12 protein-coding genes are annotated in these 14,401 nt (G+C 50.6%); 10 read left to right on the forward strand and 2 right to left on the reverse strand.

The annotated features are described in order from the left end of the window. Positions 1 to 12: 12 nt before the first annotated feature. The 3 genes from NYE74_RS27105 to NYE74_RS27115 all read left to right on the forward strand — a co-directional run bounded on the left by NYE74_RS27105 (position 13) and on the right by NYE74_RS27115 (position 4,142). On the forward strand, positions 13 to 903 hold the full coding sequence (locus NYE74_RS27105) for an ABC transporter permease (RefSeq protein ID WP_036626396.1): 891 nt from the start codon (positions 13 to 15) through the stop codon (positions 901 to 903). 18 nt (positions 904 to 921) lie between these two features. Next, positions 922 to 1,800, forward strand: coding sequence for a carbohydrate ABC transporter permease (locus tag NYE74_RS27110; protein ID WP_082208111.1), 879 nt, complete (start codon positions 922 to 924; stop codon positions 1,798 to 1,800). A gap of 98 nt (positions 1,801 to 1,898) precedes the next feature. Continuing rightward, positions 1,899 to 4,142 (forward strand): amylo-alpha-1,6-glucosidase, encoded by a 2,244-nt coding sequence (locus NYE74_RS27115; RefSeq protein ID WP_051985725.1) that lies wholly within the window; start codon positions 1,899 to 1,901, stop codon positions 4,140 to 4,142. Between the two features lie 102 nt (positions 4,143 to 4,244). On the opposite strand, the gene NYE74_RS27120 is transcribed toward NYE74_RS27115, so the two are convergent. After that, positions 4,245 to 5,225, reverse strand: a complete 981-nt coding sequence (locus NYE74_RS27120) for a hypothetical protein (protein ID WP_270619881.1) — start codon at positions 5,223 to 5,225, stop codon at positions 4,245 to 4,247. Next, a complete protein-coding gene (locus NYE74_RS27125) occupies positions 5,222 to 5,653 on the reverse strand; it encodes an RNA polymerase sigma factor (RefSeq protein WP_051985723.1) in 432 nt (143 codons plus the stop codon). Before NYE74_RS27125 ends, NYE74_RS27120 begins: the two co-directional genes overlap by 4 nt. 227 nt (positions 5,654 to 5,880) lie before the next feature. Between NYE74_RS27125 and NYE74_RS27130 the strand changes: the two genes are divergently transcribed. From NYE74_RS27130 to cmr5, 7 genes are all read left to right on the forward strand, one after another. Then, on the forward strand, positions 5,881 to 6,081 hold the full coding sequence (locus NYE74_RS27130) for a hypothetical protein (protein WP_196427581.1): 201 nt from the start codon (positions 5,881 to 5,883) through the stop codon (positions 6,079 to 6,081). Between the two features lie 156 nt (positions 6,082 to 6,237). Then, on the forward strand, positions 6,238 to 7,284 hold the full coding sequence (locus NYE74_RS27135) for a hypothetical protein (RefSeq protein ID WP_051985721.1): 1,047 nt from the start codon (positions 6,238 to 6,240) through the stop codon (positions 7,282 to 7,284). 1,196 nt (positions 7,285 to 8,480) lie between these two features. Further along, positions 8,481 to 9,956, forward strand: a complete 1,476-nt coding sequence (cmr1, locus tag NYE74_RS27140; RefSeq protein WP_036626394.1) for a type III-B CRISPR module RAMP protein Cmr1 — start codon at positions 8,481 to 8,483, stop codon at positions 9,954 to 9,956. Then, positions 9,932 to 11,728, forward strand: a complete 1,797-nt coding sequence (gene cas10 / locus NYE74_RS27145) for a type III-B CRISPR-associated protein Cas10/Cmr2 (RefSeq protein ID WP_051985720.1) — start codon at positions 9,932 to 9,934, stop codon at positions 11,726 to 11,728. The genes cmr1 and cas10 overlap by 25 nt, the downstream gene beginning before the upstream one ends. Continuing rightward, positions 11,697 to 12,998 carry a type III-B CRISPR module-associated protein Cmr3 gene (gene cmr3 / locus NYE74_RS27150; RefSeq protein ID WP_051985719.1) on the forward strand — a complete coding sequence of 434 codons (1,302 nt, stop codon included), beginning with the start codon at positions 11,697 to 11,699 and terminating at the stop codon, positions 12,996 to 12,998. Before cas10 ends, cmr3 begins: the two co-directional genes overlap by 32 nt. Further along, positions 12,995 to 14,005: a type III-B CRISPR module RAMP protein Cmr4 gene (cmr4, locus tag NYE74_RS27155; protein WP_036626393.1), complete on the forward strand. Its 1,011-nt coding sequence runs from the start codon at positions 12,995 to 12,997 to the stop codon at positions 14,003 to 14,005. Before cmr3 ends, cmr4 begins: the two co-directional genes overlap by 4 nt. Then, on the forward strand, positions 14,002 to 14,379 hold the full coding sequence (cmr5, locus tag NYE74_RS27160) for a type III-B CRISPR module-associated protein Cmr5 (RefSeq protein WP_036626392.1): 378 nt from the start codon (positions 14,002 to 14,004) through the stop codon (positions 14,377 to 14,379). The genes cmr4 and cmr5 overlap by 4 nt, the downstream gene beginning before the upstream one ends. The last annotated feature ends 22 nt before the right edge of the window (positions 14,380 to 14,401 follow it).

Genomic DNA, 14,401 nt, shown 5'->3' on the forward strand with positions numbered 1-14,401 from the left:
AGATGATCCTTAATGAAGAATAAAAAAGATCAAGCAGCCTTCCACTTCATGATGCTGCCTGGCATGATCTTTCTGATTATATTCTCGTTTATTCCGATGTTTGGAATTGTAATGGCATTTCAGAACTATATTCCTGCCAAAGGGATCGGCGGCTCAGCCTGGGTAGGCCTGGATAACTTCAAGTTTATGCTGCAAATTCCCGACAGCAAACTGATCTTTGCCAATACCATTATCATTGCTGTGTGGAAAATTGTTGCGGGAACGTTGGTATCCATCATTTTTGCTCTCTTGCTGAATGAAATGCGCGTACGTTTTGCCAAACGTTTTATGCAAACGGTTGTTTACTTGCCGAACTTTCTGTCCTGGGCGATTCTGGCTACCGTAGTGATGAATATTTTCTCTTATGAGGGCCCGATCAATACGTTCCTCGGCTGGTTCGGCATTGACCCGATCCTGTTCATGGCCAGCAACGACTGGTTCAGACCGATGCTGGTTCTAACGGATGTATGGAAGGGATTCGGATATGGATCGATCATCTACCTGGCCTCATTGACGTCGATTGATCCGGGCCAGTATGAGGCAGCCTCCATTGACGGAGCAAATCGCTGGAAGCAGCTGTGGCATATTACGCTTCCGGGCATGATGCCTACGATTATTCTCGTTACGACCCTGAACCTGCCTAATGTACTGAATGCCGGGTTTGACCAGATCTTTAACCTGTACAATCCGCTGGTTTATGAGACTGCGGATATTATTGATACCTACGTATACCGGGTAGGTCTCGTGGAAAGACAATATAGCTTGGGAACGGCAGTAGGCCTTTTACGGTCGGTAGTCGGTATTATCTTGATTCTTTCCGCGAATAAGATAGCTCAAAAACTTACTGATTATCGCATTTTCTAGAAGAAGGGGGTGGCTCCCATTACCGCTCAAATCGTAAAAAGCCGCATTGCAGATATTATTATTTGGATATTATTGCTGGCGTTTACCTTATCCTGTCTAGTTCCTTTGCTTAACCTGGTAGCTATATCTTTCAGTGATAACGCGGCAGCTTCCGCGAATCTGGTCAGTATTTTTCCGGTCAATCCGACGTTAAGTTCCTATGAGAAATTGCTATCGGATTCCCAGTTTTGGCGTTCGTTCATGATCTCGGTCGAACGGGTAGCCTTAGGTCTGCTCGTCAATATGACGCTAATGATTCTTACCGCTTACCCGTTATCGAAGAGCCCGAGGCAGTTCGGCGGCCAGAAGGTGTACATGAACATCGTTATTTTCGCCATGCTGTTCTCTGGCGGTCTGATCCCTACATTTATGGTGGTCAAACAGCTTCATTTGCTCGATTCCATTTGGTCCCTGATTTTGCCAGGGGCCGTTCCGATCGGCAACGTCATCCTGCTAATGAACGCATTTCGCGGGGTGCCGAAGTCGCTTGAAGAAGCGGCCACGATTGACGGGGCTTCGCAATGGAGAATCCTGATGCGCATTTTTCTTCCCGTTGTGTTGCCTACGTTGGCGACGGTCATGCTGTTTACGATTGTTGGCCATTGGAACGATTATTTCGGCGCACTGGTCTATATCAACAAAACTTCAAACTATCCGCTGCAGACCTATATTCAGCAGCTGAGCGTAGAGGTTCAGAACATTACCGATCCGGAGAAACTAATGGAGCTTGCGAAGATCTCCGACCGGACCTTGAACGCAGCCAAAATCGTAGTTTCTACTTTGCCGCTGCTCATGATTTATCCGTTCATGCAGAAATATTTCGTTTCAGGGATTGTAGTGGGTTCTGTAAAAGAATAGACTTGAAGTAAAAGAATGGGACTGTTTACCAGGGGCCGCTGTGATCTTTCATGGCGGCCTTGTATTTAAGCGATTAAGGCGAATTCAGGAGGTTAATTATGAGCAGTCATCAACCGAACAGCAACATTCTGGATGCAATGAGAATATTCGTACCCGCAGAAGCGAATCGGGCTGTTTCTTTTACGAATAAAGAGGCGGCATATTATTTTACGCAGTCTCATGATACGAATCATGCGGAGCACTCTTTCTTTGCGGGGATGAACATCGCCAAGAACCGGATTTTTGGCGGCTATGCCCTGACTGCGGATCATAAAGCACTGGACAACCGAAAGTCCGAGGTTTGGGTTTATCCTTACAAAATGGAACGGATTCACGAAGGAGGCCTCAAGGAAGAACTGTGGATGTTCGACTACAAGAACATACTGGAGATTCAAGTTGCCGGAGCCGAGCGTACGATCGGAATTCATTTCACGGGGGAGAAGCTTAAGCTGCTGAGCCAGCAAGAGACAAATGTCTTCTTCCAGTCGATGGAGGGGGATTGGATCATTGCCGTAAGCTCCAAGGACGGGCAAGCCGTTCAACTTAAGCAGGACATTTTAACTACCGGGGCAAATGCCGGCGGATTCTATATCGCGGCGGGGAAGACGGCAGATGAAGCGGTAGCCTTGATTCATGGTACCAGAGACGATAGCCTCCAATGGAAAACTGCACGTATGAAACGGATGGAGGATTTTCTGCGGCACAATGTTCATCTGGAGAGCGATGATAAGGACCTCGCTCTGGCGCTGGACTGGATTCATATGACGATGGATCAGTTGGTTACCAGACAGCAGGGCGACGGCATATATGCCGGTCTGCCCTGGTTCAATGAATATTGGGGAAGAGACCAGTTTATATCTCTGACCGGGGCCTGTCTCGTTACCGGACAGTTCGAGAAGGCCAGAAATATATTGCTGTCCTTTGCCGAGTTCCAGAATACGGATAAGAATTCGGTCTTTTTCGGTAGAGTGCCAAACATCCTGGCTCCTCAAAATATCGATTACCATACGACGGATGGTACACCGCGATTTATTATCCAGTTGCAGGATTATGTGAAATACTCCGGGGATACGGATGTTATCAAGGAACTATACCCTGCCGTATGTAATAGCATCGAGGGCTCCATTAAATATTGGGTGGATGAAAAGGGCTACCTGATGCACGCCGCTAATGAAACTTGGATGGATGCGAGGGATGCCGACTTGAACTCGTATTCACCGCGTGATACCCGCGCTAATGACATTCAAGCGCTTTGGTACAATCAATTGCGTGCAGGCGTTTATTTCGCCGAATTTATGAACGACACGGAGAATGCCGTCAAATGGAATGGCATCGCCGAGAAATTGCAGCATCATTTCGGCATCGACTTCCGGGATCAGGCGCATCCATTTTTGGCGGATCGTTTAGACGCGCATGATCAGGCGGAATTCTCATTAAGGCCGAACCAATTGTTCGCCTTCGAACTGTTTGAAGACCATGAGTTCAAATGCCAGGCAATCCGCACGGCTTGGGAAGAACTCGTCTACCCATGGGGCGTTTCTTCTCTGGAACGGCATCATCCGTTGTTCCATCCCTTTCATTTGACGCCTCATTACCATAAAGACGCGGCTTACCATAATGGTGCCGTGTGGCTCTGGTTGAACGGCATAGCCATGCAGCGCATGATTGAACTTGGACAGGAAGAGACGGCGTACAAGCTGTTCAAGAACATGAACTGGCAGGCCTTGAATCTCGGGGTAGTCGGGGGATTGTGTGAAAATATGAACGCCTACCCGCATGAAGGCCAGAGCTGGGCCAAGCTGACAGGTGCCTATTTGCAGGCCTGGTCGAATGCCGAGCATCTTCGCGTATGGTATCAGTATTTCTTAGGCATGCGTCCTGATTTGATTCATCATACCTTGACGATCGCGCCTAGAATTCCTGGTGAATTACAGTCGCTGAATTACTTGGTGAAGGCAGGCAAAGGCGTTATAGAGGCAAGCTACAAGAAAGATGCAGTTAACCGGGCATACCGCTACGTTTTTAAGCATATCGCACTGCAGGCCATGATCGACATATCCCCATTCGAAATCGTAAAAGTTGATGTTGAGCCGAGCTCGGTGTTGACTCTAAACGTTGGCGCCGACAGCTTAAAGATCACTTTGCAGGATTCGTATGGTAAATTCGTTGAACTTGACGTATCTAAGTCTGAAGACCGTGCTAAGCACGCAGCGCAGAACAATCGGTACTTTCACAATGTGAAGTTTGCAGAGCCGTTAAGTTTGGAGCATCACCCAGTAATTGGAGAAAACGATATAAGTTGAATCTAAAGCTATGACGATGGCCGATGTCCACGATGATATGGAGCAGATAAAAACAGCGGCTTGCTTCCGAAGAAACAAGCCGCTGCTTTATTGCCGGCCTTGTTATGGTGTCATATGCTCCCACAACGCTTGAAACGCACCGGATTCGACCTCGAAAAAGACCGGCGCATTGCCGTAGCGTACCAGTCCCCGGCCGAATAGCGTCAGTTCCACGCGGGTATGGTCCTCCAGCGTCAGGTAGAGGGATATACGGTTCACGTCATCGTAGATGCCCTGATTTATCAGCGGTTCTGCTGCCAGCGGTTTGGCGTCCTGAAGGGCCGCTAGGAAGCTGCCTAGCGTTTCGTCGTTTTCCAGTGGCGTATACTGCTGCAGGCCGTTGTTCCAGCTGTCGAAGCTCTCCCATTCGGCTGAGGCGATCCGGCCTTCCAGATTCAGTTTACCGAGCAGATCAGCTCCGCTGCTTACGGTGATGCCGTTGGTATGCTCGAACAGCTCGGCATATACTTGGCCGTCGATCTCGGTGTAAGACATAATGCGGAAATCGGTATCATACCCCTTCACGGCGTAGATGTCCGTTTCACCGATGTTGGAGGCTAGCTCGATATACTCGTCCTTGCCGCTCCATTCATCGATGCCGCCCGTCGTCCGGCCGAGCTTATCGCCGCGCAGCGCAGTCGCGTCGACGGCGTCGATGCGGGTTGCCGCCTGAGTAAATACATTGCCTTTATAGACGACCAGAGGGATCATCTTCGCTTTGACACCGGAGTTCATATTCGGCAGCTCCATCTTGGGAATCACAACACTATCGGATGAGCTTGGGGGAGGCGTGTCTGGATTCACCCGGGCTACCTCGGTGCTTGGGGATGTCGGTTCGTTTGCTTGCTTCCAAAAGCCGGACGCAGTCACACCGATACCGGCAGCGAGTACGATGCTGGCGGCGATATAGGCCATTTTGCGCGGACGTTTCCGTTCTTGCTGCAGCTCCTGCAGTTTGTCTTCCATCCGTTTTTTCATCGCTTCATTCGTTGTCATCGTATCCACCGCTTTCTTATATTTCATCCGGAATTGTTCTTCATTCATGGCTGTTCTTCTCCTTCCAGCTTGAGTTTTAACAGCTGTCGTCCCCGCTGGAGCCTCATTTTCACCGCAGACTCGCTGATCCGCAAAATCTTGCTGATCTCCTGGACTCGGTAGTCCTCGTAATAGTACAAATGAATGACCGCTTTATACTTCACGGGCAGCGCCATTACAAGATGGAGCAGCGCCGAATCTTCGGCAGCACCGGCCGTAACCGGCTCGGCGCCCTCCAGCTTAATCTCCCGCTTGCGCCAGCCTCTGCGAAGCAGCGTTTTGCAATGATTGGTGATCACCCGGATCAACCAGGCCTTTTGATGCTCGGCATCCTTGAACTCGGGTGCTTTTTCCATTAGTTTGATGAAGGCATCTTGAGTGGCTTCCTCCGCATCCTCACGGCTGCCCAGATAAACCATGGCAATCCGGAACAGCATGTTGGCGTAAGCTCTTCATCACATGATTTCCCGGCCGGGTCATGGATCGCTGCATGGTAGCACTGTCCTCCTTTTACCAATAACACAGTTATGGACGGCAATCGGTCACATTTTGTTAGGAATAAAAATAAAAGGATGGGAGATTCTTTTACCTTCACTCTTAAAATTCATGTGCTGTATTATGAACTAGAATCTCTTTTATAGAAGGGAAAATGAGGTGCCCGCCTATGAACATTTACCATTTCGAGGATGACCTAACTGATGCGATTTTAGATAAAGGGTATGACTATTATTTAAATGAAGCCGCCGGAGCTGAAAGAAGTGTTGCAGCAACTCCCCAAAGAGGAATTGATCGTAATTATCATGGATGTTGCACGGAAGGATGCATTCTTAAGAAATTCTCTTTTGCTCAAATATGCCAAGGTTGATGAGCAGCAGGAACTGGAAAATTGCCGCAGGCTCATTCAATCCATTGTCCGAAAATATGCGGGCCGGGATGGGTTTATCCCGTACGGGTCAACCGCTGATTTTACGCGTGAGATGGGTGAAGTATTTGAGAAGGTTGGAAATACGGGGACAACCCCTTGCTGGCCGTGGATATCGCCCTTTTGCTTATGGAGGAAGCCATAGAAGCATTCGGGTATGCCGACGACTCTGACGGAGATATTGGCGTTATGGCAGAAGAAGCGCTGGAACTAGTCGGGGAAATCGCCGAGGAAAGCCGCGACCTGGATGTGGAGCAAAGACAGCGGGTATTCGAGAAGTTGATGGAGCGGAGCGATGGCGAGATTTTTGAGGGCTGGGATGAATTCCGCATTGGATTGCTGCGAATCTGTGCCGGCTTTGCCGATGTTGAAGCTTTGAGGAACAAGTTAAGAATGAAAATCGAACAATTGATTAGCCAAAACGCCGGCAACGAGCATAAAGATTATAGCAATGAAGGGATGCTGAGCATCTGGTTTGAAATGATCCAGAAATACGGCACGCCGGAAGAAGTCGAACAATTTGCTGTGGAGAATCTCCGGTTTTCTTTTTTTCGGGAATGGTATATCAAGAAGTTCATGCAGAAGGGGAATTTTCAGAAGGTCGTGGATCTGGCTTTGGAAGGGGAAGCCCAAGCTCAAGATCAAGCTCTCCGGGGACTGGTAATCCAATGGAAAAAGTTGCGATATGAGGCTTATAAACGGTTATCGCTTAAGGAAGAGCAGAAAACCTTGGCTGAGGAGCTGTTGCTGGACGGAGATTTTGGATATTATGAAGAACTGAAACAATTGGCCGGCGGTGATACGGCAGCCCTTTATCATCACCTAAAACAAGAGCTGCAAGCGAAAAAGGATTGGCAAAGCAAAGGGTTGTATCTAAGGCTGATTGAAGCGGAAGACGACCTGGACGAGCTCCTGGCGTACGTGAAGGAGTATCCGGGCGAAATTGAAAGATATGCCGACCGGCTGGCGAAGCGGTTTGAGATCGAAGTGATCGCTTTGTATCAGCAGCGGATTCGCTTGGAGGCCAGCGCCGCTTCCAAACGCAAAGAATACCAACGCGTATGCGGCATCATTAGAAGATATCAAAAAAATAGCCGGCAGCGCCCATCAACGCCAAATGATCGAGGAATTAATGGATTTATATAGCGGCAAACCGGCCTTTTTGGACGAGTTGAGCCAAATCCATGACGGGTTAAATTAATGAGATCCTCCCTTGGGGAGTTTTTTGTTCAATTTAGAAGTCGTCGCCGCTTGGCTATACGGCCAAATTGACCGATTATTCATGGATGGATATTAGGAAATTTGTGGGGGAAAAAGGTTTTTGGGCGATTGGGATCGAAATAGGTGCGTAAGGCTATGTACCTTTAACGAGAAAGATACGACGATGTAGCCTTGAAGTAATGAAGAGTAATCAATTGGTTGGTAAAAGCGGGAAAGAACAGCGGTGCGAACCCCAAGCTCACATAAAATCCCCGGGACATTCGCACCTCTTGTCTGGCGTGGGATTGCGGGATATTGCGGCTTTGTTTAACTTGTTTTTAAACCATAAAAAGGGGATTCGCACTAAAGCGTTTCCAAACCTTTGCTGGATGCGGGGGTTAGGTGGACGGAGTCGCTCCCTATGTGGGAGCGTGGATTGAAAGTTCCGCAAATTCGCCCGTTTTGTTTCTGAAATCGTCGTCGCTCCCTATGTGGGAGCGTGGCTTGAAAGATGTAAAATCAATACCAAGTTGCCCCTTAAGATAACGCCACTCTCAAGCCTCAGCGTTCCTCTCTGCACGAGAGGGTGGAATGAAAGAAGGTCTGATTCTTTGCGATTACCAGGATCAATAGCCACTTCCCACATAGGAGTATCTTAATGAAAATTGCCTTTGGTTAAAGGCTTTTTTTGTACACTCAAGGAATGTGGAAATGTTCGCGTGTTTAATGTGGAGTGATTTTAGAGTGAAGCCCCCTCCTTATCAATTGCCTAGATGATTACTCCTTCGCTTAGAGAGAGGAGATAGATAAAGTTAAGGGAGGTTATGGAATTAACGGATTTATAAACGGCAAACCGGCCTTTTAGATGAATTGAGCCCAATCCACGATTAGACAAATTATTGAGCTCCTCCCTCGCGGGGGGAGTTTTTTGCTTAACTTGGAAATCACTGTAGAAATCCGCCCACAAAGGCAATCACAACCCTCAGATTCGTTTCTCACTCTTGCTTTAAGCCTATAACATATTGGGAAATTTGTGGGGAAAAAGGGTTTTGGTCGATAGGGGTCGAAATAGGTGGAACAAGGCGAATGGTTCTTTTTTCCTGGGTCGTAATCAGTCGAATTAGAAGAGGGGTGGAAGCCAAGTGCGGACGTTAAAAGCTCCCGAATTGAGGCCGCCAGAGGTTCAATCGCTACTGGATGACGCAAATAAGAAAATGGTTCGCGACTGCTTCACTATCCGAGTGGTGACGCCGATGGTCGGCGGAGGGGTGAAGCCGCAGTGGATTGACAAGCTGCGTCCGGTAAGAAGTAGCGCGATCCGCGGTCAGCTTCGTTTTTGGTGGCGGGCTACTCGCGGGGCCACTTATCAAAACGTAGCGGAATTAAGAAGCCGGGAGGTAGAGATTTTCGGTAGTACAGAAAGACCGAGTGCGGTGAAAATATGGGTTGAAACCGATTCGTCGAGAATTAAATCTACTCCAATGTTTGATGAAAGTAAGAAAAAAATGGTCAGAGAGCCGTGGGAAGGTCAGTACGCACTCTTCTCATTCCTGGGAATGAAGCAGGAAGACCCGCAATATTTGAATAACTTCTATTTCACCTTGCATGTTGAGTATAACCTGTCCGAATCCGATGTAAAGACGTGGGCCCGGGACTTGGAAGAACTCAAGCTCGATGTGGAATGCGCTTTATGGGCCTGGATCAATTTCGGCGGTATTGGTTCACGAACCCGAAGAGGTTGTGGGAGTCTGTATTGCAGTAAGTTCTCCCCTAAAACAGCAAGGGCGGATGAACTACGAGCATGTTTTCAGGAAAAAGTGGAGCAATACAAATTAAATCTGGTTTCGCATGAAGCGAATTTTCAGCAAACGCACCGCGAATGGCCAACTTTAAGCACCACGATCAAATTTGGTGGTGGCGAAACAGAGCCTGTCAAAGCGTGGAGTATGGCCGTCAGGGAGCTGCAGAAGTTTCGCAATGCTCGAAATGAGTACAAGGAAGGAGGCACCAAGCGCTTTTCAAGGTCATTTTGGCCGGAAGCTGACTCAATCCGCCGCATTACGAAAATTGGCGTTAAAGATCATCTGAAGTCGACTACGATCAAGGAAGGCCCGGACTATGTCGCTTTTCCGCGTGCTCAACTAGGGTTGCCGATTATTTTTCATTTTCAGAACGACACCCAAAAGCATCCGCCTAAAGATCAGGGATACGAGCCGTCGGATATTGAGCTTGTGCCCAAAGACCGTGATCGCCTGGCTTCGCCGGTAATTGTGAAGGCCGTTGCCGTCGAAAACGGTTTTAAAGCGATTAGTGCGGTGGTTGTGTTAAACCAGCCTAGACTTGGTCATTTACGTCTGCAGTTGATACAAAAGAAAGAGTTTAAGAAATATATAGAACGCAAGCAGTACGAAGCGAGCAAGCGATTCAACGGGAAAGATATCCACCCCAGCGCCGTTTACATAGCCCCGGAGTATCTTCCGGAACACCGGGCGAAAAACCCGATGAGGATTCACAGCAATGGTCAACCTACCAGCCGGCAGGATGTGACCGCCTCGGCGGTTACTGCTTTTTTAAATTCGGGGAAGGTGAGGGAATGGCAGTGGCTGAACGAAAACTGATGCTGTTCTCAATCGGGCCTGTGCAGGATTTCATCGCCCAGGCAAGGCGGACGGGAGATCTGTGGTTCGGTTCTTTTCTTCTCTCCAGGCTTAGCCGTGCGGCGGCAGAGGCTTTTCGAAGAAAGAACGGCAAGATCGTATATCCGCATATCGATTGGGAGGCCCCGCCGGATCGGGCTAAAGTGACGAACAAGCTGCTCGGCTATGTGGAATCCGATTGCCCAGAGCAACTTGCACTAGATATTCGTATTGAAGTGGCCAGGGCCTGGAAGCAAATTTCAGATGAGGCATTGGAGCGGTTGCGGCCGTATGTTAATGAAAATCTGTGGGATCGGCAAATCAAGGACTTTATCGAGTTCTATGCGGTCTGGGTTCTGCTTCCTGACTTGAACGATTACGGAACAGCGCTGAGACGCGCCGAGCAATTGCTGACCGCCCGTAAAACCTTGCGTGATTTCAAACAGAACGAACCGGCAAAAATGTTCGGCGAAAAGAAATCGAGCCTTGATGGCGGCCGCGAGTCGGTGCTGCTGATGGACAAGCAGAACGACTTGGCCCGTTTCGGCATCAAATCGCATGAAACGCTGGATGCCATTTCGGCGGTAAAGCGGCTCTCTTTGTACACGCGTGCCGGAAGCCGTTTTTTGTCCGTCTGCGATGTGGCGTTCAACAACTTCCAGCGGCGGCTGCGGAAGGATGAGAACCTGCGCCATCAAGTGGAAGGCTACTTTTCTAGGCTGCGGGAGATTGACCCGGTGTTCGGCAAGTTGAATCCGAACGGTGAAGGCCAATTATTCAGGCTGTTTTACGAGAGCCGGATCGAGGATTTTGTGGACGAACATGCCAATCCGCCTATACAGGATGAAAAAAAGCGGAAGCTCGTGTCCCAGGCTGCAGCGGAGCTCGAGGCGCTGTATCGGAAAATCGGCATTCGCCCGACACCGTATTATGCGTTTCTGCTCTGCGATGGGGACCGAATGGGCGAAGCTCTAAACGAGCTGTCCACATTTGAGCAGCATGGCCTGTTCACGGAACGCCTGTCGCGGTTCGCCGACAGTGCGGAAAACATCATCAACGCCTGCGAAGGTCGGCTGGTTTACAGCGGCGGCGATGACGTCATGGCCTATTTGCCGATCGACAAGTGTCTGGAAGCGGCGGCAAGCTTGCAGCAATCTTTTGCCTGCGTTATGAAGGAAGCGATGCCTGAAGACGGAAGACGGCCTACGCTGTCCATCGGAATTGCGGTCGTACATATGATGGAAATGCTTGGAGACGTTCGGCAACTGGCGGCGGAAGCCGAGCGTTTGGCCAAACAGGAGCGGAACAGCCTGGCTATTGTTTACCGCAAACGCAACGGCGGCGATCAGATGCGGATACGCCTGTCTTTTGACGAGCAGCCGGTGGAACGTCTGCAGCGGATACAGCAATGGTATCGGGATAAGTTATTTTCGTTCTCGTTTGCATATGAATTGCGTGGCTTGTATGAGGAGTACAGCCGGTTGAGCCAAGGTTCGCTCTGGCTTTCCGATCAAGAGCGGACGCGCAGATTGATTGAAAAGGAACTGGAGCGGCTGGCCGTTCGTAAAAAGCCCGAGCATTTAACAGCGGAAGCGGTGCAGCGCGAACTGCTCGCGCCCATGCTCGATATGCTGGGCGGGAAGGGCGCGCTGCTGGAGCGGTTGCGTATGTTGGCCGAGCAGTTTATCATTGCCGTCAATCTAGAGAAAGCGGGTGCGATCTATGAAACGATGGCTGAAAATTCGCCCTCTTGAACCGGTGATGCTGCGGGATGGCCGTCCGTTCGAGGCGAATCCCGGCGCCAAGGCGCACAGCATGAGCGAAGTGCCGCCCAGTGTTGTCGCCGGCACGCTCCGTACGCTGCTGGGGAAGAAGCTGGCGGAGGAACACGGTCATACAACCGCGTTCGGCGAGAAAGAAAAGCTCGAGGTAGCCAAGCTGGCCGTACGCGGTCCTCTTTTGCATTATAAGGAGCAACCTTATTTCCCGGTTCCTCGGGATCTGCATTTTCGGCAGGCCGGGAACCGGTTGGAAGTGGACAGGATCGTCCCCCGCAAGCCGGGAGAAGGGGAAGGGTTCCTCGGTACAGGCAGAAGCGGTTGGCATGGAGACCGGCTTTGGCCCGCTGCGGGTGCCTCAGGCAAGGGCGCGGCCGCAGCGCCGCAATATCTGTCCGCCGAATGGATGATCGATTGGCTCGGAACACATGCGCTAACGGAAGATTGGATGAAACCGCTGGATAACTGGTATGCGGATGAGACACGCTTGCCGGAAAACGTCCAGGGTGGTTTGACTTACGTCAAGGAAGCCGCATCTGAACCGTTCCTGCGGGCGTTCCCCCGGGATGTCCGCACGCATGTAGCCATTGACAAGGCATCGCACACAGCGATGGAGGGGATTTTGTTCGACACCGAGGCGCTGGTGTTTCCTGAGGATGCGTATCTGCTGGCAGAAGCGGATTTGTCTGAGTCGAACATCGCTTGGCCGAAAGGCTTGTCGGCGATCCACTCGTTTGGCGGCAAACGGCGTCTAGCGCATTTCAGTGAAACCGAAGCTGGCGAGGTCTGGTCCTGTCCCGACTCGATTCTCCAGGCTTTGGACGGGGCCTGCTATATTCGAATGGTGCTGGCAACCCCGGCGTATTTTACGAAAGGCTGGCTACCGGGATGGCTTGATAGCGACTTAAGAGGAAAACCGGAAGCAATGGGTGAGGAAGATATCGTTTTGGAACTCAAATGGGCTTGTGTCCCTCGCTGGCAGCCCATTTCCGGTTGGAGCTATGGTAAGCGGGAGGAAAAGGCCATCCGGCGTATGGTTCCAGCCGGGAGCGTCTACTTCTTCAAAGTCGAGCGGGGGAACCCGCGGCTGCTCGCGGAAAAGCTGTGGCTGCAATCCGTATCCGACCGCAACCGGCGAACGGCCATGCTTGACAGAAACGACGGGTTTGGACTGGCTTTATGGGGCGTGTGGGATGAAAAAGCGTACAGCGGAGATGAACGAAATCAGGAGGTGGAATCTCGATGATTGCTGGCAGCAAGATGTATTGGATTCATTGTCTGTCCCCGGTCCATATCGGGACCGGTCAGGGTGTAGGCGCGATCGATATGCCGATGATGAGAGAAAGAATAACTGAATGGCCCTATATCCCGGGCAGCAGCATAAAAGGAGTGCAGCGTGAATCGCTGGCGGCGGAACTGGAGAAGAGGGAAGGCAACGCCGCTTCGGTTCCGTTGAAGAAAGAGGAGTGGCTGAATGCCGCTTTTGGAAAGGCGGATCAAAGAGATTCCGGGGGCAAGGGAATTGAGGGAAATGCGGGTGCGCTCGTCTTTTCGGACAGCCGGTTGTTTGCGTTCCCGGTAGCCAGCTTTTATGGAACTTTTGCGTATGTCACTTGCCCGCTTGCCGTCCGGCGGCTGGCCCGCGATCTGGCGGCCGCAGGTATGGTTGCCTGTCCGGATATCGGGGAGCTGGAGCAAGAACTAACCGATTCCCGCGCCTGGATTACGACCGGGAGCGCATTGACCAACTCGGCATCCGGGGATGGTAAAGCTCCGTCGGTTCATTCGGCGGCTGACTGGAAGGATGAAAACACGCTTCCTCTTTTCCTCGATGAATTTGAATGCAGGGCCTTGAAGTCGGATAAACTTGATCTTTTGGCCACATGGGCAGGTGAGCGGATTTTCGCAGACGACGTGTCTCGTCGTATGTTTAAAGAACGTTTAGTGCTCGTTTCCGATGAGAGTTTTCAGTACTTTGTAACCATGTGCTGTGAAGTGACGCCGCGGATTCGCATTTCGCCCGATACGAAGACCGTACAGAACGGGATGTTGTGGTCTGAGGAATATTTGCCGACGGAGTCCATCCTGTACGGCATTGTCTGGTGCGACCGTCTGTACACCAGGATCGAAGGACTGACGGAGCAAAGCTTGCTGAGCAGACTGTCCGGTACAAAAATGCTGCAAATCGGCGGCAATCTGACGGTAGGCAAAGGACGAGTGCAATGTCGTTTTTCCGGAGGGGAACGCGCATGAACTCGTATGAACACCGATATGCCGAAGTGGCTTTTCGTCACATCAGCAGCATGGATCCGGATTCCTCGGATGCGGCCGAATACTTCCGGCGAAGCCGCGAATTCCCGTCACTGTTGCTTCAGAACGGCTTGCGGCTGACTGTGGCGTTTTACGAAGCAAAGTCCGTCTCTGGGGAAGATTCCGAATCGATCGTAAGAAAAGCTTATGCAGACTATTTGTGTCATATGGCGGAAGCGCTCAATCGGGGGGAACTAACAAGTAAGAGCCTTCCTAAGGACAGCGGGCCTTATCGATATTTATCCCGCCGTGCTCTGCATGCCGCAACCTGGTTCAAGCGTTACAGCGAAACGCTGCTCCGCCAGCCGGAATCCTGACCCATGAATCAAGGAAAGGAGG

It is taken from the genome of Paenibacillus sp. FSL P4-0127, assembly GCF_038007325.1.
Classification (GTDB): Bacteria; Bacillota; Bacilli; order Paenibacillales; family Paenibacillaceae; genus Fontibacillus; species Fontibacillus macerans.